At 47.7% G+C, this 23,501-nt stretch carries 22 protein-coding genes; 18 read left to right on the forward strand and 4 right to left on the reverse strand.

The window, feature by feature from the left end; translation table 11 throughout:
- Window positions 1-35 precede the first annotated feature (35 nt).
- From PPA03S_RS17165 to PPA03S_RS17180, 4 genes are all read left to right on the forward strand, one after another.
- On the forward strand, window positions 36-983 hold the full coding sequence (locus tag PPA03S_RS17165; RefSeq protein ID WP_062324521.1) for a DMT family transporter: 948 nt from the start codon (window positions 36-38) through the stop codon (window positions 981-983).
- Window positions 984-1,184: 201 nt separating this feature from the next.
- Complete coding sequence (locus PPA03S_RS17170) at window positions 1,185-2,210, forward strand: LacI family DNA-binding transcriptional regulator (RefSeq protein WP_062324522.1); 1,026 nt, start codon at window positions 1,185-1,187, stop codon at window positions 2,208-2,210.
- Between the two features lie 270 nt (window positions 2,211-2,480).
- Window positions 2,481-5,030 (forward strand): beta-mannosidase, encoded by a 2,550-nt coding sequence (locus PPA03S_RS17175; RefSeq protein ID WP_062324523.1) that lies wholly within the window; start codon window positions 2,481-2,483, stop codon window positions 5,028-5,030.
- Window positions 5,031-5,236: 206 nt separating this feature from the next.
- Entirely contained in the window at window positions 5,237-7,147 is a 1,911-nt protein-coding gene (locus PPA03S_RS17180) for an AraC family transcriptional regulator (RefSeq protein WP_062324524.1), read from the forward strand.
- A 127-nt stretch (window positions 7,148-7,274) separates the two neighbouring features.
- Here the strand turns inward: PPA03S_RS17180 and PPA03S_RS17185 are convergent, their stop codons facing one another.
- A complete protein-coding gene (locus PPA03S_RS17185; RefSeq protein WP_082704191.1) occupies window positions 7,275-7,733 on the reverse strand; it encodes a beta-galactosidase trimerization domain-containing protein in 459 nt (152 codons plus the stop codon).
- 55 nt (window positions 7,734-7,788) lie between these two features.
- Between PPA03S_RS17185 and PPA03S_RS32350 the strand changes: the two genes are divergently transcribed.
- Complete coding sequence (locus PPA03S_RS32350) at window positions 7,789-8,097, forward strand: helix-turn-helix transcriptional regulator (RefSeq protein WP_281189067.1); 309 nt, start codon at window positions 7,789-7,791, stop codon at window positions 8,095-8,097.
- Window positions 8,098-8,188: 91 nt separating this feature from the next.
- On the opposite strand, the gene PPA03S_RS17190 is transcribed toward PPA03S_RS32350, so the two are convergent.
- Window positions 8,189-8,863: a hypothetical protein gene (locus PPA03S_RS17190; RefSeq protein WP_062324526.1), complete on the reverse strand. Its 675-nt coding sequence runs from the start codon at window positions 8,861-8,863 to the stop codon at window positions 8,189-8,191.
- Window positions 8,864-8,906: 43 nt separating this feature from the next.
- Entirely contained in the window at window positions 8,907-9,428 is a 522-nt protein-coding gene (locus tag PPA03S_RS17195) for a zinc metalloprotease (protein ID WP_062324527.1), read from the reverse strand.
- A 227-nt stretch (window positions 9,429-9,655) separates the two neighbouring features.
- On the opposite strand from PPA03S_RS17195, the gene PPA03S_RS17200 reads away from it, so the two are divergent.
- The 5 genes from PPA03S_RS17200 to PPA03S_RS17220 all read left to right on the forward strand — a co-directional run bounded on the left by PPA03S_RS17200 (window position 9,656) and on the right by PPA03S_RS17220 (window position 13,714).
- Window positions 9,656-10,333 (forward strand): SOS response-associated peptidase, encoded by a 678-nt coding sequence (locus tag PPA03S_RS17200; RefSeq protein WP_024632055.1) that lies wholly within the window; start codon window positions 9,656-9,658, stop codon window positions 10,331-10,333.
- Window positions 10,334-10,526: 193 nt separating this feature from the next.
- A complete protein-coding gene (locus PPA03S_RS17205; protein ID WP_062324528.1) occupies window positions 10,527-11,657 on the forward strand; it encodes an NADH-dependent flavin oxidoreductase in 1,131 nt (376 codons plus the stop codon).
- Between the two features lie 162 nt (window positions 11,658-11,819).
- On the forward strand, window positions 11,820-12,587 hold the full coding sequence (locus PPA03S_RS33710) for a DeoR/GlpR family DNA-binding transcription regulator (protein ID WP_062324529.1): 768 nt from the start codon (window positions 11,820-11,822) through the stop codon (window positions 12,585-12,587).
- A 19-nt stretch (window positions 12,588-12,606) separates the two neighbouring features.
- Window positions 12,607-13,065, forward strand: coding sequence for an OsmC family protein (locus PPA03S_RS17215; protein WP_062324530.1), 459 nt, complete (start codon window positions 12,607-12,609; stop codon window positions 13,063-13,065).
- Window positions 13,066-13,123: 58 nt separating this feature from the next.
- Window positions 13,124-13,714, forward strand: coding sequence for a DUF2062 domain-containing protein (locus PPA03S_RS17220; protein ID WP_062324531.1), 591 nt, complete (start codon window positions 13,124-13,126; stop codon window positions 13,712-13,714).
- Here the strand turns inward: PPA03S_RS17220 and PPA03S_RS17225 are convergent.
- Complete coding sequence (locus tag PPA03S_RS17225) at window positions 13,692-14,621, reverse strand: AEC family transporter (protein ID WP_062324532.1); 930 nt, start codon at window positions 14,619-14,621, stop codon at window positions 13,692-13,694. The genes PPA03S_RS17220 and PPA03S_RS17225 overlap by 23 nt on opposite strands.
- Before the next feature lie 215 nt (window positions 14,622-14,836).
- Here PPA03S_RS17225 and PPA03S_RS17230 point away from each other — a divergent pair, with 215 nt between their 5' ends.
- From PPA03S_RS17230 to PPA03S_RS17265, 8 genes are all read left to right on the forward strand, one after another.
- Entirely contained in the window at window positions 14,837-15,919 is a 1,083-nt protein-coding gene (locus PPA03S_RS17230) for a lactonase family protein (protein WP_062324533.1), read from the forward strand.
- Window positions 15,920-16,353: 434 nt separating this feature from the next.
- The gene (hxlA, locus tag PPA03S_RS17235; RefSeq protein ID WP_062324534.1) at window positions 16,354-16,986 is read left to right on the forward strand and encodes a 3-hexulose-6-phosphate synthase; all 633 of its coding nucleotides are present in this window, start codon (window positions 16,354-16,356) and stop codon (window positions 16,984-16,986) included.
- A 5-nt stretch (window positions 16,987-16,991) separates the two neighbouring features.
- Window positions 16,992-17,555, forward strand: a complete 564-nt coding sequence (gene hxlB / locus PPA03S_RS17240) for a 6-phospho-3-hexuloisomerase (protein WP_062324535.1) — start codon at window positions 16,992-16,994, stop codon at window positions 17,553-17,555.
- Between the two features lie 189 nt (window positions 17,556-17,744).
- Window positions 17,745-18,110 (forward strand): winged helix-turn-helix transcriptional regulator, encoded by a 366-nt coding sequence (locus tag PPA03S_RS17245; RefSeq protein ID WP_062324536.1) that lies wholly within the window; start codon window positions 17,745-17,747, stop codon window positions 18,108-18,110.
- Window positions 18,111-18,536: 426 nt separating this feature from the next.
- Window positions 18,537-20,339: an oligoendopeptidase F gene (gene pepF / locus PPA03S_RS17250; RefSeq protein WP_062324537.1), complete on the forward strand. Its 1,803-nt coding sequence runs from the start codon at window positions 18,537-18,539 to the stop codon at window positions 20,337-20,339.
- 106 nt (window positions 20,340-20,445) lie between these two features.
- Window positions 20,446-20,961, forward strand: a complete 516-nt coding sequence (locus PPA03S_RS17255) for a DUF2500 domain-containing protein (protein ID WP_245683647.1) — start codon at window positions 20,446-20,448, stop codon at window positions 20,959-20,961.
- A 240-nt stretch (window positions 20,962-21,201) separates the two neighbouring features.
- The gene (locus tag PPA03S_RS17260) at window positions 21,202-22,695 is read left to right on the forward strand and encodes a rhamnulokinase (RefSeq protein WP_062324538.1); all 1,494 of its coding nucleotides are present in this window, start codon (window positions 21,202-21,204) and stop codon (window positions 22,693-22,695) included.
- Window position 22,696: 1 nt separating this feature from the next.
- Window positions 22,697-23,458 carry a DeoR/GlpR family DNA-binding transcription regulator gene (locus PPA03S_RS17265; protein ID WP_062324539.1) on the forward strand — a complete coding sequence of 254 codons (762 nt, stop codon included), beginning with the start codon at window positions 22,697-22,699 and terminating at the stop codon, window positions 23,456-23,458.
- Window positions 23,459-23,501: the final 43 nt, after the last annotated feature.

The raw sequence follows: 23,501 nt of genomic DNA on the forward strand, positions 1-23,501 counted from the left end.
TAGATTACACTACATAGAATGAAGGTAGAAGCAAGATGAACGGAGCACGTGCACCACATGGTCAGGCATCAAGAAGAGCGGATTTGCAGATGCTGCTCGCAACGGTAATATGGGGATCGTCCTATCTGTTTATGAAATCAGGACTGGAGTCCATGCAGGAGTTGAATTTGGTCGCTTTCCGGTTTGGCATTGCCTTTATCGCGGCAGCTGTCCTTTTCCATCGGCGACTGTTCAAAATGAATCGCAGAACGCTTGCAGCAGGGGCTATCATGGGAACAGCTTTATTCGCGGCCTTTGTATTTATTACGTATGGAGTACAGCGTACAACGGCTTCCCAGGCGGGATTCTTGATCAGTTTGGCCGTGATTTTTGTACCCATCCTGACGACAATTCTGCATCGGCGAATGCCAGATTTGCGGTTAACGATAAGTATTCTCGTGGCGGTAACCGGGCTTGCATTGTTGACACTTCAACATGAGCTTAGCCTGCACATGGGGGATATCCTTTGCATTCTCGCAGCATTAATGTACGCGATCTACATTATGATTGCTGGCAAGTATACGCCGAGGCATGATCCGCTAACCTTGGGAACGGTTCAACTGGGCGTTGCAGCCCTGTGGGCGTTGGCTGCTACATTTCTGCTGGAGACACCACGTCTGCCTGATACACCCCAATCTTGGGCAGCGATTATGGGTCTGGGAGTACTGTGCAGTGGTATTAGCTACATTTTGCAAACTCTGGCCCAGCGGCATGCTTCACCAACGAGAACGAGTCTGATCTTTTCGCTCGAACCGTTATTCGCCGCAGCATTTGCGTTTACCTTTCAAGGGGAGTTGCTTACACTGCAAGGGTATATGGGGGCGGCGTTGATGCTCATTGGTGTTCTGATTACGGAGATCAAAGCCCCTTTTCCGGTATTCTGGCGCAGAAAGCGGAGGGCATTACAGACCGAACTGGGAGATCAGGGAGCAACGGGCGTATAATTTTGAATTAAAGGAAGAGTTCTTCCATCATCTTCATTGTGAAGGTGGTGGAGGAACTTTTTTTGCGATTTATTCGAGAAAGTTTCAGCATTCTTAGCAAATCATCAACCTAACAAAATGAAAAACTTCATAACATGTTTGGTTAGAACTCTTTTTTTATGCTACACTAAATGAAAAATAAAGGAAAAACGGGTGAGAAGGATGGGCAAAAGAGTAACCATGCAGCAAATTGCCGATGCTGCGGGGGTATCCAAATTCGCAGTCTCTCGTGCGTTGACAGGTAAACCCGGTGTCAGTGAACATACCCGGGAGATGATTGTGAGGACGGCAGGACAGCTCGGATATTTCAAAGCTGAACCGAAACGTTACCTCGTGGAAATTCCTGCAGAACAGGAGTTGAAGGGAGAGCGACACGGGACAATTTTAATTTTGTTTCCCAATATCCGTTCGCAGAATCGCTCATCTCTATACTGGGGTCCCATCTTTGACGGAATATCTGCACGTTTGAATGAGAAGGGCATGGACATCCTGACCTTAACCGAGCCTTCTTCGGATCGCATGTTTTCAGTTCTTAATCCTGAAGCCATCAGTGGGATTATTACCGTTGGTTCCATCTCCACATCCGTACTGCTCGAAATCTACCGACTGCGCATTCCGCTTGTGATGGTTGATCATGAAGACCCGGCAATCCATGGAGATACGGTGTTTACGGACAACATGAAATGCATGAAGGAACTGGTGCTGATGCTTATTGGAAAAGGCTACAGGCGGTTACAGTTTGCCGGAGAACTTCCTGATGCAGCCAGTTTCAGAGAGCGATGGTTCGGCTATCGTTCGGCACTGGAAGAGATGCAGCTGCAAGCCTCGCAGCAAGCATATCTTCTGGGTCCTGATCTGAACCACATTCGGGAATCTATTGCCTCCATGAAGATGGAAGACATCCCCGAAGTGATGGTATGTGCCAACGATTACATGGCTGCTGTTGTGATTGGTGTACTCCAAAGCAGGGGGATTGCGGTGCCTGAACGATGTGCAGTAACCGGGTTCGATAATACGCGTTCTGAAGAACCTATTCTCGCTACCTTTCATATTAACAAGGAAAATCTGGGGATACGGGCAGTGGACCAATTGTTGTGGCGTATGGAGAATCCGGAAGGTCCCTACGAACGCAAATTGATCTATTCGGAACTAATCATACGTGACGAGTACAATGCCATATTACAATGAAGTGAATGAATGTGTATCCGAAATTTGAAGTAAGAAACAGCCTGGTCATATCAAAAGAGTTGGGAAAAGACGTTGGTGAAAAGACATGGAGAGATTGGGCTTCATGTCTTTTTGGTGTAGTGAAAAAGGTCTATAAAAAATAAATCACAAAACAGATTGACTGAATTGTGATTATCATGTTAATTTTGTTTTGTAAGTTATTTGATTTAATAATAACAAAACCTAACAAAATGTTTTTATTACACTACTTTTACGATAACGGAGGCTGTCATGAGCAAAATACAATCGCAGACTTTTCAGAATTGGACGTTCAAGGCTTGTGAGGAACAGGAATGGATGCCGGCTCACGTACCCGGCTGTGTGCATACGGATTTGCTTAAACTGGGTAAAATACCGGACCCTTTCTATGGGACTAACGAAAAGGACATTCAATGGGTCGATAAGAAAGATTGGGAATATCGCACCGAATTTGATGTGAATGAAGCACTATTGTCGCAGGAACATCTGGAGCTGGTTTTTGATGGTCTGGATACGTATGCAGATGTGTACGTGAATGAACAACATGTGTTGTCGGCAGACAATATGTTCCGGGTATGGACAGCTAACGTGAAATCTGTTGTAAAGGCAAATGGCAACATTCTTCGAATACGTTTTCGTTCCCCGATTAATGAAGATCTTCCGAAGCTGGAGAAGCTCGGATATGCTCTTCCTGCATCCAATGATCAATCTGACGTAGGGGGTTTAGGCGAAAAAAGAGTGAGTATTTTTGCACGGAAAGCCCCGTATCACTATGGTTGGGACTGGGGTCCGCGTTTTGTAACCAGCGGAATCTGGCGTGAAGCACGCCTTGAAGGCTGGACGGACGTTCGAATTAATGATGTATTTATTCAGCAAAATAAAGTAACTGCTGCTTCCGCTTCCCTAACTGCGGTCGTGGAAGTGGAGTCTGGACAATCGATAGAAACAGTTATTCGCGTAGGAACGGATGGACAGAGCTGGGAGCAGACTGTAACTCTGAAGCCGGGCATCCAGACTGTGGAGGTTCCAATCTCTATTGTTAAGCCCAAGCTGTGGTGGAGCCGCGGACTGGGTGACCCGCATATGTATACCTTTCATACGGAAGTAATTCAGGCAGAGAAGGTTGTGGCTGAATCCGCGGTCAAAACGGGTATTCGTTCGGTTCGTCTGGTTCGGGACAAAGATGAAGCGGGAGCATCCTTTTATTTTGAGTTAAACGGAGTCGCTGTCTTTGCCAAAGGTGCAAATCACATTCCCAATGACAGCTTCATTACCGAAGTGACGCGTGAGCGTTATCTGCATGAAATAGTGTCTGCTGCCGAGTCCAACATGAATATGCTTCGTGTATGGGGTGGTGGCTTCTACGAAGAAGACGTGTTCTACGAGTTGTGTGACGAATACGGTTTGCTCGTATGGCAGGACTTTATGTTTGCTTGCAGCATGTATCCTGGAGACGAGGCTTTCCTGAACAGTGTGAAGCATGAGGCGATTGATAATGTGAAACGTCTGCGTAATCATCCAAGCATCGTGCTGTGGTGTGGTAATAACGAGATTGATTCAGCGTGGGCACATTACATTGAGGATGGCGGCTGGGGCTGGAAAAAGGATTACAACGCCGAGCAAAGAGAACGCATTTGGGCGGACTACGAAGCCATTTTCCATGATCTTTTGCCGGAAGTGGTTGAAGCGTATGCTCCTGGTGTGGACTATTGGCCTTCTTCACCACTGGTATCCCTGTCGGGAGACGAGAAACAGCATGCTCACCCATCCACGTCAGAAGGGGATATTCACTATTGGGGTGTGTGGCACAATGTGGAGCCATTTGAGAACTACAACGTTCATGTTGGACGCTTCATGAGTGAGTATGGCTTCCAATCCTTCCCTGAATATGAGTCGGTTCGCAAGTATGCGGAGGAAGAGGATCTGGCACTAGAGTCTGAGGTGATGCTGGCCCATCAGAAGAACGGTGCGGGCAACCGTCTGATCAAGCAATACATGGATATGTACATGCATGAACCGAAGGATTTCCCATCCTTCCTATATATGAGTCAAGTGCTTCAGGCTGAAGCCATGAAAACAGCCATTGAAGCTCACCGCCGCCGCAAACCGTTCTGTATGGGAACGCTCTACTGGCAGATGAACGATTGCTGGCCGGTGGCTTCCTGGGCGGGTATGGATTACTTCGGACGCTGGAAAGCATTGCAATATTACGCAAAACGCAGCTTCAGCGATGTCTTGGTATCGGTAGACGGTACGAAGGAAGATGTGATGGATATTTATCTAATCTCGGATCAGCTTGAACCTGTGAAGGGCAAACTCCAGTTACGCCTAATTGGCTTTGACGGCATAATATATCGTGAGGAAGAGCATGAAGTCGCTCTGGCATCCAACTCTGGACAGCAGGTGCTGTCATTGAGTCAGGCTGAATGGCTTGAAGGTCGCGATGCGGCAACAACATTGCTGCGTATGGATCTGAAGCAGGAGGGGGCAGCCGACATCGTACAGGAGCATTATTTTGCACCATCCAAGGACATTGCACTGCAACCAGCGCAAATTAAGGTAACCGAAGTTACTGGGAACGATGGCATACATCTGGTTCTGGAAAGTGATGTGCTTGCAAAACAGGTGTGGATTTCTACGGAGGCAGAAGGGGTGTTCTCGGACAATTTCTTCGACCTTATTCCTGGCATTCCGGTGAAGGTCAAGTTCACATCCAGAGGCGAATTACAAGGATCTGATGATGCTGTCTCCAAGGCGGGGGCCATTCAGGTTCGTTCCATGGCTGACTTTATTAAATTGTAATTATAACTGTACAGCATAATCGTTGAGATCTTCCTCAGGGGGATTTCAACGATTTTTTTTGTTTTTTATGAGCTTCGAAAAGGAAGGGGACTTCAAAGATATATCCAACATTGCTATAATTGATAATCATTATCAATTATAGGTGAGTTCTTTGTCACAATGGTTGACCATTGGGCGTGTTCTATCGCTTAGGAAAGGGAGTCTATATGGGGATTCAGGAGGATATCAAGCTGTGGGATCAGGTTCAGGTACGCGTGCTTGATGTCCGTCTAATATCATTAGCAACAAACGAAAATTTTCGAAATTATGTATTACCAACCAGTGCGTTTGTGTATGTCAATGGCAGGGGTCAAATCTGGTTGGATAACGAAGTATGGTCTGCAGGCAGATTTCTGTTGGTGCACGGAGGCAAAGGAAGGCGTATGACTCTTGAAGCAGCAGGGGTTATTGAGGTATATCTGATATTCTACAAATCAACACTTCCCTCCAACGTTCTTCTGGACTACCAAATGATGCTATTACAGAGCAATCCCTTCGAGCGATCGTGGGGAATAGAGCCAGATAACGCACTACAGTTGCATGAACTTATTCGGAATATACATGATTGCTGGAATGGACAGGATCAATTGGGCAGCATTCAGGTAAAGGTTTTTTTCTTTCAACTGATACAGCTTGCGTTGGCGCAGCAGAATCGAGTGGAAAATGAAGGTCAACAACTCTCGTTAACGGATCAGGTTTTGCGCCATATAACCACTCATTTTCGGCAATCGATCTCCCTTGATTCGCTCGCTCAGTCCTTGAATTACAGCCCGCAATATTTGTCGCGCAAGTTCAAAGAACAGATTGGCGTTACACCGACTGAATATTTGATCCGGTTAAGGATTGGGGAAGCAAGGGCTCTGCTCTCTGCTACGGAGGCTTCATTACAAGAGATTGCAGCGTATGTGGGTTATCCGGACCCCTTTTATTTTAATCGCATGTTCAAAAAAGAGATGGGAATCACGCCAGGACAGTATCGATTGAAGCAGCGGGAAAACATGAATAGAGTTTCAAATAGTACAGTAAACGCAACAAATGAATCCATTGTAACAGGAGGAACAGAACGTTATCCTTTAATTGATGATGATTATCATTATCAATATAATGGAGATGAGGAAATCAACATGTTTAACCAGTTAAGATCGGCGATCATGTCACTTGCGCTTGTGTTTACATTAAGTGCTTGCGGGACAACCGGGCAAGATGCAGGAACACCAGAGACAGCGGTTGAACCCGAACAACCGGCAATGATGGAAACGAAAATCGTAAATACAGCCTTTGGCGAGGTAGAGGTTCCTGTACATCCGGAGCGAGTTGCTGCAATTGATTATTTGGGTACAGTCCTTGCTCTTGGTGTCAAACCCATTGCTGGCGGGCAATTTCTCATGAATAGCCCTTATCTGGAAGGGCATTTGGATGGATTGGAAACGATTGGTGACTCCATTGAACAGCTGATGGAGCTTGAACCTGATCTTATAATTACCTTGAACCCGGACAAAGGAGCCTTTGAAAAATACAGCAAGATTGCACCAACCGTCTCCATTGCATCCAGTACTTTCCCAACGCTGAAGGAAGAGGTCACTTATTTTGGTGAAGTACTTGGCAAACAGGCTGAGGCGAAGCAATGGCTGACGGAATTCGATCAAGAGATTGCAACAATAAAGAAGGAAGTCCAGGAGGTTGTTCCCGCTGATGCTACATTCTCCGTGATGCAAGAGTACGATCGCCAAGTATTTATTTTTGGTAATCAATCGGGCCGTGGCGGGCGTAACATCTACGAGCTGCTTGGTCTGCAAGCGCCCGCAGCTGTCCCTGCCGAGTTAATGCAAGGGGCGTATCATGAATTCTCAATTGAGCTGCTCTCCAAATACGCCGGGGATTATATTATTCTGACCAGTAAATCACAGCTTAAAGATTTACAAGCAGACCCTGTATGGGGTTCATTACCTGCTGTCAAAAATGGAAGAGTGTACATATGGACGGAGGAGCAGTCCTGGTTCCGTGACCCGATTGCTCTCCTGAAACAGACACAGGATCTGGCTGAATGGATTATTAAAATGAATAAGCAGACACAATGAGGACAGTCTGTTTCTGACAATTCTTTAAGGCCCGGATGCACTTTACGTGCATGCCGGGCCTTTTCATGGTTCTTTTTGTTTTAAGCTGAATCGACTTGCTTATGATTGAATCTCCAAGATCTCGATATCATAGGGGCCAAGTTCCAAATGAGGGCCTTAATTGATCCGCATAAACTGCGATTGGCTGTGCCGTGTCCAGTTCCAATACATCAGCCCATTGTGAGGCAGCATATGTGTTGCCCTTCTCATCCCGAATCTTAATGGTGTCGCCGCCGACGGGATCATATTCGGCAACACGTACGCCTGAACAAGCAGATAACAAGCCAGGAAGGGGAGCCATGACACAGACGTTATTATCGTTTTTGACACCGGTGCGATGCGTCAGGATCAATATGCCACCCTCCGCTGCAAAAGCTTGCAAACGTTCCGCTGTGTTCTCGTCGAGCAAATACAGGTGCGGCGCAATGATGATTTTGTAGCCATTCAGCGCTTCCGAGGAATGGATAACATCTGTACTGATCCCACGTTTGGTCAAGGCGCGATGCCATACTCTTGCTAGCTGAACTGGAAGGAATTCGGAATCAATCGAAGGGGCGTCATTACTGAGTCATCAGGATACGATTCGCTCCACGGTCGATTATATTCGTCTTCAATGCAAACACCCGCTAAGCCTTGCCGAAATGGCAGATACTGCGGGATACAGCGTGTATTATTTTAATCGGTTGTTCAAGAGCATCATGGGCGTCCCTCCCGGCAGGTATCTGCTGGATTGCCGCATTCTGGTTGCGAAGAGAATGCTCGTTGACTCGAAATTGTCCGTGAAGCAAATTGCTTCTCAGTGCGGATTTACGCACAGCAGCTATTTTATTCGCATGTTTCGTAGCTATATCGGAATGACACCACAACAATTCAGATTATTGTATAGTTCGGGAAACATCCACCATCCATAATCAAAAAAAACGTGCTGCCCAGTTTCTACGGAGCGGCACGTTTTTACTATATGACTGAACAGTAGGAGGGGATAGATGATGTCCAACGAGGTTATTTGTTCTGATCTTCGCTCTGGATTTCCTGCAGCTCATCAATGCTTAGCGTGAGATCATTCTCAGGGTTCGCGCTCACAATCACTTCGGACTTCGATTGCTGCTCACCCGGTTGAGTCGATTTGGCGGCGGGTTTGATCACATACAGGCTTTGCACGGAATTCAGCAGGCTGGCGGGGGTGTCCTCATACGTTTCCAGGAAGAGAACATAATCTTTGGTGGGAATGAATTTGATATTGTCATCATTAATAATCTCGGTATTGCCCAGCTGTCCGCCAAGCTGCTTCACTTCAATGGTGTCTCCGGCAGCATGAGTTCCTTTGAAAGATTCAACAACCTTAATGGTATAAATCGTATAGATTTTATCAAAAGGAACAATATTTTCACCTCCGGGGTTCGTTTGCTCATCCAGAGCACTTTCATTTACAGCAGGGGCTTGTACCATATCATTTAATGCTTCCACTCGGGTTTGAATGACACTGCCTCTAACGATGGTGTTTGCTCTCTCGGAAAGATCGCCGATGCTTGAGTAACTTGGGAAGTCCTCGGAAGCAATCATCGTAACCGGTTCATCTATAGAGGCAGCTGTATTTGTCATAGCTGAGGAGCAGCCTAGGGCTGATAAAATGAAAATGGAAGAGGCTAGCATGGTCAATACTCGAATTTTTTTCATGGATAGGAATCCTCCTTGGATTTAGGGATTTGAGAACAGCGGATTAGTACTTGGATCTGACGTTGTTGATATCGAAGGTTTGAGGCTTTGTCATTGTGTTCCGGTTACGGGAGTAGAGCATAATGGAAGGACTGCTGGTGGTTGGGTTGTCCCCGAGCCAAACGGAGTGTCCGAGCTCGTGAACGAATACGCTTTGAATAAAGTTGGACAAGTTAGTGGCATCAGCCGCAATGGTGGTTGCATTCAATTCAATGCGGAAGCTTACGACCTGACTGCCAGACACCGAGGCATAGTTGACACCATATGCCGTGTTATTAAAGTTTCCGGCAGTAATGGTGTTGGGGGAATTGCTCGTTTTGGTGAACTGTACTTTGGCGCCGGCATTGTTCCAGTTGCTAAGGGATGCATCCATGGGGGTTTGCCATGCGGAGGCGTAGTTGTATGTACGAATCGGGATGGTGGAGCTCGAGTAGCCGTAGGTTAGAAAAGTTGCCGCATAGATGGTACTGCCGAACATCGCGATGGCCGAAAACAACATGATGCTCATGAGAAACTTCCTTTTCATACTTAAAACCTCCAATAATTGTATTTTTTTCTCTATTATAGTAACAAGGAATAAAGCGGTTGAAATGAGTCTTAAGTCTTTGTTTTCGAGTATAAAACAAAGGATTTTGCCGTATTGGTTATTCTTTTCGTCTGAAAAGTCGATTGCTGACTATATACGCATGCATAATTTCCCTGAAATAACAAACAATACATTCAAATTCAAGCAGGGAAAGGAAGTGTCTGAGCATGTGCAACCGTTTTTCATTGGCAGCCGATTTGGATGAAGTCAGGGATCATTTCAAGATTGAACGGGTGATGTATTATTACAAAAACCGTTACAATATCAGCCCAACCCAGCATACACCGATTATTTTGCATCAGGATGGTGAGCGGGTACTGGACGAGTTCCGTTGGGGTTTCATTCCGTTCTGGGGACGCGATGCAGTCAACGCCAATCTCATGACGGTGCATGAGAATCCAGCCTACTACAAGCTGGTAGAGACGAAGCGTTGTGTTATTCCGTGCAATGGTTTGTATTACTGGCGTCAGGAAGGCAAGAAAAGCTATGCGGTGCGTGTCGTTATGCCGGATCGCGGATTGTTTGGCATTGCAGGATTATACGAGGTCTGGAAAGATACGCGCAAACAGCCGCTGCGCACCTGCACGATGCTGATGGCGGGGGCGAACATGGTTACACGGGAATTTGGCAGCAAAATGCCGGCGATTCTGTCCGAAGAAGAAATCAATACCTGGCTTGATCCGGCCAATACACGGGTGACTCAATTGCTGCCGTTGTTGAAATCCTACAATAGTACAGAGATGAATCTGTACCCGGTTACTCCGATGGTAGCCAATGATGAGCATGACTGCTATGAATGTGTGGAAGAGATGGACCAAAAGCTGGCATATGTACGCAGTTTCTAAGCTGAGCAAGCCGTTTTATGAGGCGGAGAGTCGTAGGACACTCCGTCTTTTTGGATTGAGCATGGGAAAAAAGTGTAATGAAAAAAAATGAAAAGTTGCAATGTGAGTCAAACGTAACTATAATCATTACAGTAAGCAAACGCATATATTCATATATCTATAAAAAGAGATACTTAATCAGGAGGGAACACGAATGAATCCAAAGTATAGTTCGATGTTTGAACAAGTTTCACTGCCAAGTGGCATTACGCTGAAAAACCGGATCGTGCTCGCTCCCATGACTCATATGTCTTCGAATCCGGATGGCACCGTATCCGACGCTGAACTTGCTTATTATGCACGTCGTACGGGCGGTGCTGGCATGTCCGTTACAGCTGTAACGTATGTTACGCCGAATGGTATTGGTTTTCCGGGTCAATTTGCCGCTTATGACGACAGCTTTATTCCCGGTCTGAAACGTTTGGCCGACACTATTAAACAGCAGGGCTCCAAAGCCGTACTGCAAATTTTCCACGCCGGCCGTCTTACGCCGGAACAAGCAGTACCGGCAGGTCAGGTTGTTGCTCCAAGTGCTGTTGCAAGTGAGCGTCCAGGTTCTCCTGAACCACGAGAGTTGTCGGACGATGAAATTACATCCATTATCAAGGACTTTGGTGAAGCGACTCGTCGTGCGGTTGAAGCTGGATTTGACGGAGTTGAGATTCATGGTGCGAACGGTTATCTGATTCAGCAATTCTACTCCCCGCATTCCAATCGGCGTGAAGATCGCTGGGGTGGAAGCATTGAAAAGCGCCTGACATTCCCGCTGGCAGTCGTGGATGAAGTACAGAAAGTGGTAGCAGAACATACAAAACTGCCGTTTATTGTGGGATACCGTTTCTCACCGGAAGAGCCGGAAACACCGGGATTGACCATGGAAGAGACGTATGCACTTGTCGACGCACTGAAAGATAAAAATCTGGATTACTTGCATGTATCCGTCAACGAGTTCTGGTCCAAGCCAAGACGGGGTGAAGCAGATACACGTTCCAGAATTGAATTTATCCTTGACCGTGTTGGCGGTAAATTGCCTGTCATTGGTGTAGGTTCCATTCATACGGCAGATGAGGCAGCTGAAGCACTTGAGAGCGGTGTGTCCTTGCTGGCGATTGGCCGTGAGCTGATTATCGAGCCGGATTGGGTCGAGAAAATCGAAAGTGGACGTGAAGAAGATATCGAGACCATTCTGACCAAAGCGGATCAGGAGCGTCTGGTGATTCCTGACGGTTTGTGGAATGCGATTATTCACACACCGGGCTGGTTCCCAATGGCTGACGATAAATAAGACATGATCTCATAGAGAATGGAGGGAGCGGAAGCTCCCTCTTTTTTGCACTCACTCACTACACCGATTGCACTTTGATGAAATTCTCCTTCCGGGAGCACTGTGGTATGATGAGATGAACAGGATTCATCTTGGATAATCAACGGTTTGGAGTGAATGAAGATGCTCGTGGCTGAACGTTATGAGAAAATTGTAGAATGGGTGGATGCGCAGGGAAGCATGCGCGTAACCGAGCTTAGTGAACGCTGCGGTGTGACGGAAGAGACCATCCGTCGTGATCTGGACAAGCTGGAGCAGGCGGGAAGGCTCAGACGTTCCCATGGTGGGGCTGTCAGCGTAAAATATAAAGAGGAGGGACAGTCGGAAATCCCTTATCCGGAACGGGCTGTAACTTATGCAGAAGAGAAACGCAGAATTGCGGATGAAGCGGTGAAAATGGTAGAGCCTGGTGACCGGATAGCGCTGGATGCCAGTACAACCGCGTGGTATATGGCGGCAGGACTGCCAAACATACCACTCACCGTGTTGACCAACTCCATTAAAGTCGCAGCGGAGCTGAGTAACAAGGAACAGATCCGTGTAATCGCGACAGGCGGGCAGCTTGCTTCGAAGTCCCTATCGTTTGTAGGACCGCTAGCTGAACGGTCGCTTGATGCGTATCATGTGGATAAAGTTTTCTTATCCTGCAAAGGCGTACATCTGACCAAGGGCATCAGTGAGTCGAATGAATTGCAGGCACTGGTGAAGCAGAAGATGATCAGCATAGCTGATGAAGTTATATTGCTGGCGGATTCGAGCAAGTTTGGTGTTCAGGCTTTTACAAGAGTGGCGGAACTCAGTAGTGTGGCAAAAGTAATTACCGATCTGGGCTTGGACGAACAGCAGGTTAGCGCATTGAATGAACAATCCATAGCATGTGTCCGGGTCTAATTAGAAAGGAATGAATAGAATGAAACATCCTTTTCACCTGAAAGCTACTTGGAATGGTGGACGTAACAGTGAAGGGCACATCGATGCCGGCGGGTTAAAGACAGTCATTTCAATTCCACAGGAGATGGGGGGTCCGGGTACCGGTACCAATCCCGATGAAATGCTGCTGGGTGCTGCTTCCACCTGTTACCTGATTACACTGGCAGCGATGCTGGAGCGATCAGATATTACACCGGATGAACTGACACTGGAGTCCGAAGCGACGGTGGATGTCACGAATAACATATTTACGTATGAGCGGATCGTGCATAGACCCCGCATTGTGCTCAAAGCGGATGCATCTGAGGCAGATTTGAAGAAAACTGAACGTCTGGCACATAAAGCAGAAGAGTCCTGCATGATCTCCAGAGCTGTGGCTGGTAACGTAGCGATTGAGACACAGCCTGTGATTATAACAGCAGGGGTTAATGCGGTGTGATATACTGAAGAATAGGCGGCTTGAGCCGTCATTTGTGTAAGATAAGGGGAAGTTCGGTATGGACCTACAGAAAAGCAAAAACTCACGTTTTGCGCGTTTAACACGTGCTTTGAAGCTTAATTTTCTCAAATTATTACGTGCTCCCGGCGGGGCACATAAAGTATCTACCGGATTTGCTTTGGGTTTTGGTTTGGAACTGATCGTCATATCGACAGCATCACTGGTATATCTCGTGTTCTATCCGATTGTACGTTTGTCCGGTGGTTCACTTCCAGCAGCAATTGTGGGCAACGTGGTCGGCAAGCTCACATTCCTGCCCATCCTATTGATGCCGCTTGCCAAGCAAATTGGTTCCTGGATATTGCCAGCGCACAGCATGGGGCAGGGGCTTGTGCATGAGAGTGCCTTTATGGAGCTGTTTCGCGGCAACTGGTCCGCGCTAAGTGAACTTTTGCTCGGTGGTCTGGATATTCTGGCAGGCATGTCCGTCTTTGGAGTCATCCTGGGTGTGACTTCTTACTTTGTCGTTAAATTCTTCTATGTCAGAGCACTCAAACGTCGCTTTGAACGCCGGTTGGAGAAACGCAAGCAGGCAGCGATGTCTCCAGCTTCAGCTTCCGTGCTGATCAGGAAGACATCACAATCATGATCGGCAGAATGGCCATGGACGCAGCGGTTGTCCACAGAATACAACGGGACACAAACTGCGGAGAGGCATTGAATTGCTCGGCCAAGATTACCGCGTTGACTGCAGTCGGCATGGACGCCAGGATCAGCAGCACACTGAATAACGTTCCTTCAATCTGAAGTGCCGTCAGGATCAGATACGAGAGCACGGGCGCTGCGGCAAGTCGTACGACAAGCCCCGTCCAGAATGCTTTGCGGACATTGGGTTTCCAAGGTTCGACGGAACCACGCGGTCTTAACATCTGTGCACCGAGAATGGCCAGTACGACAGGGGAGTAACCGGCTGCAAGCATGGAGATGCCTCCATCCAGTGCCACTGGCAAACTCAGATTGGATGCACGCAGGATGATGGCTATCGCAGCAGCATAGATGGAAGGCATGCGGAAGACGGACAGAATCGCATTTTTGACTGTGAATTCGGATCTGGCGGCGAAAAAGATACCTACCGTGTTGACAATGACCATCTGTCCGATGACATATACCGAAGCTTTATCCAGTCCAAGCTGTCCAAAGGCAAGCAATACAAGCGGGAGCCCATAATTCACGCAGTTCGTAAACGTGGAGACAAGGGTAAGTCCCGCTTTTTCGCTTGCGCCAAGATGGAATATGCGGCTGAGCAGCTCAGCTAATGCCCATAGAGCGAGTAGATTGATCACAGAAAACCAGAAGGTGCCGGTTACATCTGTCCATGTAATCTCAGCATGCAGCAGTGTATCAAAGATAAGCGCAGGGCTCAAAATATAAAGGGAAAAGGTCGACAGCGGCCGGGTGTCCCAATGTTTGAACTGTTTTAGCAGAATGCCTCCAATCACCGGAAGGGATATGGGCAGAAATACATGATATAACGTGAGCAGAAATGAATTAAACAACCGAATTCAGTCCTTTCTGGATGAAAAACCTATTTTATCATAGCAGAAGTTGACCTTTGTCGGGAATGGATTTTGGTCGTGTCTTGCGGAATGAGTATAGGTTGAGGACGCTCCTTTCATGGATGAGCAGGGACGTTGGATTGCTATTTTGATATGGCAGATTTATTATAGAAGAGGTGCAACGAGATTACATACACATAGAGGAGGAAACTGTAATGAGTGAATCAAAACGCTTGCTCGTATTGGTCGGCTCTTATGCTGAAGCGGAAAATGAGGGCATTTACGCATATGAATTGAATGAGGATACAGGTAACCTCTCCAAGCTGGACGGCATCGCGGGTGTGAAAAACCCAACGTTTGTAAACGTGGATGCTGAAGGTAAGAAACTGTATGCGATCGGTGAAACGGCGTCTGCCGAAGGCAATAAAATGTCTGAAGCTGTAACTCTGAGCATCGATCCTTCTACAGGGAAATTGTCATTGCTGAATCGTCATGACTCCATTTCGGCTCCACCATGTCATATCCAACGTGATCCTTCAGGACGTTACTTGATCCTCTCCAGCTATCATGGTGGTCTGGTAGGACTGCAAGCCTTGACGGATAACGGTGAAGTTGGCGTACTTCTGGACGAGAAAAAACATGAAGGCAAAGGCGCGCATCCTGAGCGTCAGGACAAGCCGCATGTGCATTCCGCATTCTTCAGCCCGGATGGCAAATACATGATGGTACAGGATCTGGGTGCGGACAAAATCGCAATCTACTCCATAGATGCAGACAAGAACGAACTCGTACTGCACAGTGAAACCAAAACACATCCGGGTGCAGGACCTCGTCACTTGGCATTCCATCCGAATGGTCAATTCGCCTATGTCATTAACGAAGTGGATTCCTCCATTACGTCTTTCCGTTATGATGCAGCAGCGGGCACGTTGACAGAGGTTTCCACCGTGTCCACATTGCCTGACGGCTATGATGGCAGTGAAAACACAACAGCTGAAATCGCCGTATCCAACGACGGTCGTTTTGTATACGGTTCGAACCGCGGGCATGACAGCATCGTGGTATTTGCAGTAAACGCTGAAACAGGACATTTGAAATTGGTTGAGCATGTATCTGCTGAGGGTAAACACCCACGTCACTTTGCTTTGACTCCGAATGGCAAGCTGCTGATCGCAGCCAACCGTGATACAAACAATATGGTTTCCTTTACCGTGGATCAGGAGAGCGGACGTCTGAAATACACAGGTCACAGCACAGGTGTATCCAAGCCGGTATGCGTGAAACCTGTTTATCTGTAAACCCTGGATCGCTATAAATTGGCTTGAGGCTCAAATTGATTTCAGAATCAATATGGGTTGATCTTGCTGACTTGAAACGTGGAAAAAGACCCTGCCTTGTATCTTGTGGCAGGGTCTTTTTGCCTAACGAACCCGAGCCACGTTATTAGCTCCCATTCATTCCTTGCGAATCGCCGTTTAGGGTGCGACAGGTTCATTAGCATTTATTTGTTCTTTGACACTTCGTATAACAATGAAAATAATTCAATAGTATCGTGCAAGTAACTACCTGACTTCAAAGTGCGTACTTCCTGAATGGATAGTCAGGTTCTACAATGAATGAGTAGCCATGACAAACATTGCATGCATCTGAACTGGCTCAATGGTGCAGGCTAAATATTTTAACACCTTATACGTGACATACTCATATTCGAACAACAAAGGAGAAATGAATCGTGAAATTGCAATTGGCATTGGACTTGGTAAACATCCCTGAAGGTATCGCACTGGTTAAAGAGGTTGAACAATATATTGATATCGTTGAGATTGGTACACCAATCGTTATTAATGAAGGTTTGCACGCGGTAAAAGCGATGAAAGAAGCATTCCCTAATCTGCAAGTTCTTGCAGACCTTAAAATTATGGACGCTGGTGGTTATGAAATCATGAAAGCAGCTGAAGCTGGTGCGGATCTGATCACTGTGCTTGGGGCAACCAATGATAGTACGATCAAAGGTGCAGTAGCAGAAGCGAAGAAACAAAACAAACAAGTTCTTGTGGACATGATCAACGTGCCTAACCTTGAACAGCGTGCTCGTGAAGTTGATTCACTTGGCGTAGATTACATCTGTGTACACACAGGTTATGACCTGCAAGCTGAAGGACAAAGCCCGTTCGAAGATCTGCAAACGATCAAACGTGCTGTGAAAAACGCGAAGACGGCTGTAGCCGGTGGGATCAAGCTGGAAACATTGCCAGAAGTGATCAAAGCACAACCGGATCTGGTCATTGTGGGCGGCGGTATCACTGGACAAGCAGACAAAGCTAAAGTTGCAGCTGAGATGCAACGTCTGGTTCAGCAAGGGTAAGACAGATGAGCAGCCGACAATATGCAGCTGACATCTTGCAGGAGCTGGAACGTACGCTGAGCCAGATCGATGACACGGAGATGCAGGCCATGGCGGAACATATTCTGGCTGCGGAGCAGGTTTTTGTGGCAGGTGCGGGCCGATCTGGCCTGATGGGAAAGGCTTTTGCCATGCGATTGATGCAGATGGGTCTACGGGTATATGTGGTTGGGGAGACCGTTACGCCAGGTATCAGTCCGAAAGACTTCCTCTTGCTATGCTCCGGCTCAGGGGAGACAGGCAGTCTTGCAGCCATGGCTCAGAAGGCAAGTAAAGCAGGGGCTCCTGTCGGTCTGATCACCATTAAACCAGAGTCCACCATAGGACAGCTGTCAGATACCGTGGTTCGTCTCCAGGCATCTGCCAAAGAGGATACAGCGAATGCCGGAGCGGCAGTCACCATCCAGCCGATGGGCTCCCTGTTTGAACAGGGACTGCTGCTGACCATGGATGCACTGGTACTCACCATGATGGAAATGAAGAGTATGACTGGAGCAGACATGTTTGGTCGTCACGCGAACCTGGAATAGTTCACTTGCTTTAGACTTCATGATTTGCAGAATTGATGGAAGATCGGAATCCCCTTGATCAAGAGGAGATTTCGGTCTTTTCTTTTCCTTTTCTATCATTATAAGCTGTCTGGTTCACGGCTGCTTTGCATCCGGCTCATGCTGTAGTAGAATTAATACATCGGATTGAAGATGAGGAGGCTCGGAGCCATGGCAGTGGAAGTCAAGGAACGGATTAATTTGAAAGAGATCAACTGTGAAAAAGAATTGACCCTTGCTGTGATTGGCGGCAAATGGAAACTGATTATTTTATGGCATTTGGGTCTGGAAGGCACCAAACGTTTCAGTGAGTTGAAACGTCTGATTCCCCATATTACCCAGAAAATGCTGACCAACCAGTTGCGTGAACTGGAGGAAGACAAGCTAATTGAGCGCAAGGTGTATGCAGAAGTACCTCCTCGTGTGGAATATACGTTGACGGATCACGGTCAAAGCCTGATGCCTGTGCTGCATGCAATGTATAACTGGGGCAAAAACTATGGTGAAAATGTGATCTGGAAAGCTGAATCAATTTAAGTTATAACGAACCGCTGGGTGTAGGGAATTTTTCCATCACCCCGCGGTTTTTTTATATTCTTAAATTTTGGTCAGTGGATCAAAACACTTTACTCCAAACGCAGCGGGCAGACATATCTTGAAGAGGTAGAGCTAAAAGGTTTCTGAAAGAAAGCTACATTGGAAGCATGGGCCTCGCATTTATCCCTGGATTTCGCCCTTTTAGTTGGATTGAACTAAACGTTCACCTTTGTAAAATTGAATCAAAAAATCGGGATAACAGCGATCGGAGGGGTGTTCTGTCATCGGAGTGGGAAGTGTGAATATTCTTTAGTCTAATCTTGAACCCCTTGAACCAAAAGGCTCATTTTAGGAAATGTAAGGTATATAGCCTCCGATTATGATACGATGAGAGATATTGGAAATGTAAGGAGGATGACAAGAAAGATGGAAAAAATACGTACACGCGATGAAGTAAGCCAAGAGTCGACCTGGGATCTGCGAGATTTGTTTGGAACGGATGCGGAGTGGGAGCAGGAGCTCAGATCACTGCCTGAGGCAGCTGCCTATATCGAAACGTTCAAAGGACATTTGGGTGAAAGCCCTGCGCAATTGCTGGCCTGTCTGGATGCCCGTGAAGCACTTCAGGAACGGATTGGCAAAACAGCTTCATATGCCCGGCTTAAACAATCGGAGGACAGTACCAACCCTGTGAATATCGAGAATTCAGCCAAAGCGGGAGACATTCTATCCAATCTGTCGTCGTCCTTGTCTTTTGTCAATTCCGAGATCGTTGATCTTCCGGATGGAACGGTAGAGCGTTATATCGAAGAGTTTCCGGGGTTGCAGCCCTATGCCCGCAGTCTGGAACGTCTGATCCAGGAAAAAGCGCATCGCCTTTCGCCCGAGACGGAGAAAGTGCTCGCTTCCCTTGGAGAAGTGCTGGATTCTCCCTATCGCATCTATCTGCGGGGGAAACTGGCAGACATGACCTTTGACGACGCACTCGATGGCGATGACAACAATCGTCCGCTGTCCTGGTCATTCTATGAAAATAATTATGAAATGTCATCGGATACGAAGCTGCGCCGCTCTGCTTATGCCGCGTTCAGCTCCAAGCTGAATGATTACAAAAACACCTTTGCTGAAGGCTACGCAACCGAAGTGAAGAAACAGGTCGTGCTCTCCAGGCTGCGCGGATATGATGAGGTTACCGATATGCTGCTTAGCCCGCAGCAAGTAAGCAAAGAGATGTATAACAATGTCCTGGATATTATCCAGCAGGAACTTGCACCGCACATGCGCAGACTGGCAGCTCTGAAGAAACGTGAGCTGGGTCTGGACAAGCTCTTGTTCTGTGATCTGAAAGCCCCGCTGGACCCGGAATTCAGCCCTGCCATTACATATGAGGAAGCCTGCACACTGATCCAGGAAGCCCTTGCCGTGTTGGGACCGGAATATGGTGAGATCGTGAAACGTGCATTTAGTGAACGCTGGGTTGATTACGCAGATAATGCGGGTAAATCAACAGGAGCTTTTTGTTCGTCTATATACGGATCTCATTCCTATATCCTGATCTCGTGGGCGAACAATATGCGCGGAGCATTCACGCTTGCTCATGAAGTAGGGCATGCCGGGCATTTCATGCTTGCTGGAAAGTACCAGCGGCTTACCAATACTCGACCGTCCCTTTATTTCATAGAGGCCCCTTCAACGATGAATGAAATGCTGCTGGCAGATCATTTGTTGAAGCGTTCGGACAATCCGAGAATGCGTCGTTGGGTCATTTTGCAATTGCTGAATACGTATTACCACAACTTTGTCACGCACCTGCTTGAAGGTGAGCTGCAGCGGCGGGTGTATGCACTTGCAACCAAGGATGAACCGATTACAGCGAAGACGCTAAGTCAGCTAAAAGGAGACATTCTCTCCGAGTTCTGGGGTCCTGATCTGGTCGTCGATGAAGGTGCCAAACTGACCTGGATGAGACAGCCTCATTATTATATGGGACTATATCCCTACACCTATGCAGCAGGTCTGACAGCATCTACCGCTGCTGCACAGTTGATTCGGGAAGAAGGGCAGCCTGCAGTGGATCGCTGGCTTGAAGCACTCAAATCAGGAGGGAGCCTCACGCCGCAAGAACTGATGAAGCTCGCAGGAGTCGATATGTCAGGTCCTGAGCCCATCCGATCAGCTGTGGCGTATGTGGGCAGTCTGGTCGATGAACTTGAACGTCTGTATTCGTGATCAGGTTCATATAGTATACGGACAAGGTTTGTAGGGTTGTCTGCGTGCACCGTCTCCTTGTAGGGGGCGGTGCATCTTATTTTGCAGAGGGAAGGAACGATGATGAATGACGGTATGGAGCATATCTTCATCGATGGGTCGACTAAGCATGGACGGCTTCGGTATTTTTGACGACATGAATGATGTGCCGGGATTCGAGGGCAATCAGGGTGGCTTTTTTTCAGGATTCAATGAGTTTGGTGCAATGAGCGCGTTTGGATCAATCTTTATTGGTGGCGTTTTTCTCATTATTGCAGGTGTTATTGTATATGCCATTATTGCAGGGATACGTACATGGTCCTTAAACAATGCAGCAGCGGTGCTGACTCTGCATTCAACAATTGTGGCAAAGCGAACGAGGGTTAGCGGGGGGGCAGGGGACAGCAGTGCTACGACATCCTATTACATCACATTTGAGCTCGACAACGGAGAACGGATAGAATTGAACGTAGGCGGGAATGACTTCGGTATGCTTGTGGAAAATGACCGGGGCATGCTGACGTATCAGGGGACAAGATTTAAGCATTTTGAAAGAGATGTGCAGCCCCAGTCCGGTACTCGCAATAACAGTTTCTATACGTAAAATAACGGAATAGCGGCTCCTCCCAAGTGGAGAGAGTCGTTTTTGCTATAGTCAAAATTAAGAAATCACAGGGTATTCAAACGCTTACAATGATGATATACTCGTAAAATAAAGTAAAACAGTATAAAACAAAAATAAACAAACAAAAAATAAAGAATAAATCACAGGGTACTGTGAGATGAAATGAAGAAATGTTTGAGAACGAACTAACGGTATGGGATGAGAGGCTGGTGAAAAGAAGTGAGTGTGCTGGCGTATGATCTGGGGGCTGGCAGCGGGAGAGCGCTGCTGGGGCATCTGAACGATCGGGGAATAGAAGCGATGGAGATTCATCGGTTCAAGAATGAACCGGTGAAAGTCGGAGATCGAATGCATTGGGATATTTTGCGGCTGCATCATGAATTGCTGGAAGGGCTGAACCTGGTTAAACAAAAGGGGGAACAACCTGAAAGTCTGGGGATTGATTCCTGGGGGGTCGATTTTGGACTACTGGGGAGGAATGGCGAATTGCTGGGCAATCCGTACCATTACCGTGATGTGCAGTTTAACGGCATGATGGATCAGGTGCGCAAGGAATTAACTTCGCAGCGGATTTTCGAACGCACGGGTATTCAATTTCTTGGCTTTAACACCTTGTACCAGTTGGCAACGCTTAAGCGAAGCGCTTCCCCATTGCTTAACGAAGCGGAGCGTTTTCTTATGATTCCGGATCTGCTTCGTTACTTTCTGACCGGTGAAGCGGTGAATGAGTTTACCAATGCGACTACAACGCAGCTGTATAATCCTTCAACAGGTCATTGGGACGGTGAACTGCTCGCACATATCGGCATTTCGGAGACCCTGTTTGGCGAAGCGGTTATGCCAGGTACACGTGTGGGGCAGCTACGGAGCAGCATTGGCAGTGATGTCGGTCTGTCTGCCATCCCGGTTATTGCGGTTGCAGAGCATGACACAGGCTCAGCGGTCGTCGCTGTTCCGGCAACAGAGCGTTCATTCGCTTATCTGAGCTGTGGAACCTGGTCACTGATGGGCACGGAGCTTGATCATCCTGCCATCAGTTCCGAGAGTCTGGCACTGAACTTTACGAATGAGGGCGGGGCAGGCGGTACGTTCCGGCTGCTCAAGAACATCATGGGGCTGTGGATTTTGCAGGAAAGCATGCGTGAATGGGAACGGAAGGGACAGGGGATCAGCTACGCGGAATTATTGACCAAGGCTGAACTTGCCCCTGCGTTTGCAAGTTTGTTTGATCCTGATGATGATCTGTTTATGCCGGCAGGTGATATGACCTCCCGCATACGTCAGTATTGCCGTGATACCGGGCAGGCCGAGCCGCAGGATCAGGGAGCCATTGCCCGATCCATTCTGGAAAGTCTTGCTCTGAAGTATCGAAGAGTACTGGAGTGGACGGAACAGCTGTCCAGACAGACCTTCAATGGACTGCACATGGTCGGGGGAGGCATCCAAAATCGTTTGTTATGTCAGTGGACGGCCAACTCCATTGGCAAACCGGTTTGGGCGGGTCCGGCAGAAGGCAGTGCGATCGGGAACATGGCGGTACAGTGGATGGCAAGCGGAGTTTTTAAGGATATATGGGAAGCTCGCAAGGTCATCCGCGACTCATTCCCGGTTACCGATTATGATCCAAAGGACAGACCCATCTGGGAAGAGGCCTACGGCAGATTCCTAAAGTTGACCGCTTCGTCAACATCACAAGCCGGGAGTGAGGTGTAACATGCTGGCAGCAGAACGTTATGACCGGATTGTGGAGTTGGTTAATATGAAGGGCAGTATGCGCGTATCCGAACTTAGTGAGCGCTGCCGAGTAACAGAAGAGACGATTCGGCGTGATTTGGATCGACTGGAGCAAGCAGGACGGCTTCGTCGTTCCCATGGTGGAGCAGTCAGCGTGAAGGAAGAGCAGCCAGAGATCCCATATCGTGTGAGGGAGACAACCCATGCGGAGGAGAAGAAAAGGATCGCTCAATCAGCCCTTTTGATGATCTGCCCGGGGGACCGAATTTTGCTGGATGCCAGTACGACAGCAGGTTATATGGCAGCCAATATGCCGGATATGCCTTTGACGGTATTGACCAATTCCATACAGGTAGCTACCGAACTAAGCAGCAGGGACAAAATCGAAGTCATCTCGACCGGGGGCCAGCTGGCCCCGCGCTCGTTATCTTTTGTCGGACCGCTCGCCGAACGTTCGCTGGAAACGTATCATGTTGATAAATTGTTTCTCTCTTGTAAAGGTGTGCATCTGGAGGGCGGCGGAATCAGTGAATCCAATGAACTTCAGGCTAGATTGAAGCAGAAAATGGTCGGTATTGCCGACCAGGTCATTTTGCTTGCAGACGCCAGCAAATTCGGTGTTCGTGCATTTGCCCGCGTAACGGGGTTGAATGCGGTGCATGCGGTGATCACGGATCAGTCGATGGAAGGCGATGTAATAGACCGGTTGAATGGCTATGATATCGAGATCAAGACCGTTTAAGGCCAATACCCTATCCGATACTTATATGTGTTATAACAACAAT

The sequence above is a fragment of the Paenibacillus pabuli NBRC 13638 genome, from assembly GCF_001514495.1.
GTDB lineage: Bacteria > Bacillota > Bacilli > Paenibacillales > Paenibacillaceae > Paenibacillus > Paenibacillus pabuli.

What these genes read in the sequence shown, in the direction of transcription:
- PPA03S_RS17165 (WP_062324521.1), top strand. Translation starts at nt 36, where the DNA reads ATGAACGGAGCACGTGCACCACATGGTCAGGCATCAAGAAGAGCGGAT.
- PPA03S_RS17170 (WP_062324522.1), top strand. Translation starts at nt 1,185, where the DNA reads ATGGGCAAAAGAGTAACCATGCAGCAAATTGCCGATGCTGCGGGGGTA.
- PPA03S_RS17175 (WP_062324523.1), top strand. Translation starts at nt 2,481, where the DNA reads ATGAGCAAAATACAATCGCAGACTTTTCAGAATTGGACGTTCAAGGCT.
- PPA03S_RS17180 (WP_062324524.1), top strand. Translation starts at nt 5,237, where the DNA reads ATGGGGATTCAGGAGGATATCAAGCTGTGGGATCAGGTTCAGGTACGC.
- PPA03S_RS17190 (WP_062324526.1), bottom strand. Translation starts at nt 8,863, where the DNA reads ATGAAAAAAATTCGAGTATTGACCATGCTAGCCTCTTCCATTTTCATT.
- PPA03S_RS17195 (WP_062324527.1), bottom strand. Translation starts at nt 9,428, where the DNA reads ATGAAAAGGAAGTTTCTCATGAGCATCATGTTGTTTTCGGCCATCGCG.
- PPA03S_RS17200 (WP_024632055.1), top strand. Translation starts at nt 9,656, where the DNA reads ATGTGCAACCGTTTTTCATTGGCAGCCGATTTGGATGAAGTCAGGGAT.
- PPA03S_RS17205 (WP_062324528.1), top strand. Translation starts at nt 10,527, where the DNA reads ATGAATCCAAAGTATAGTTCGATGTTTGAACAAGTTTCACTGCCAAGT.
- PPA03S_RS33710 (WP_062324529.1), top strand. Translation starts at nt 11,820, where the DNA reads ATGCTCGTGGCTGAACGTTATGAGAAAATTGTAGAATGGGTGGATGCG.
- PPA03S_RS17215 (WP_062324530.1), top strand. Translation starts at nt 12,607, where the DNA reads ATGAAACATCCTTTTCACCTGAAAGCTACTTGGAATGGTGGACGTAAC.
- PPA03S_RS17220 (WP_062324531.1), top strand. Translation starts at nt 13,124, where the DNA reads ATGGACCTACAGAAAAGCAAAAACTCACGTTTTGCGCGTTTAACACGT.
- PPA03S_RS17230 (WP_062324533.1), top strand. Translation starts at nt 14,837, where the DNA reads ATGAGTGAATCAAAACGCTTGCTCGTATTGGTCGGCTCTTATGCTGAA.
- hxlB (WP_062324535.1), top strand. Translation starts at nt 16,992, where the DNA reads ATGAGCAGCCGACAATATGCAGCTGACATCTTGCAGGAGCTGGAACGT.
- PPA03S_RS17245 (WP_062324536.1), top strand. Translation starts at nt 17,745, where the DNA reads ATGGCAGTGGAAGTCAAGGAACGGATTAATTTGAAAGAGATCAACTGT.
- pepF (WP_062324537.1), top strand. Translation starts at nt 18,537, where the DNA reads ATGGAAAAAATACGTACACGCGATGAAGTAAGCCAAGAGTCGACCTGG.
- PPA03S_RS17255 (WP_245683647.1), top strand. Translation starts at nt 20,446, where the DNA reads ATGACGGTATGGAGCATATCTTCATCGATGGGTCGACTAAGCATGGAC.
- PPA03S_RS17265 (WP_062324539.1), top strand. Translation starts at nt 22,697, where the DNA reads ATGCTGGCAGCAGAACGTTATGACCGGATTGTGGAGTTGGTTAATATG.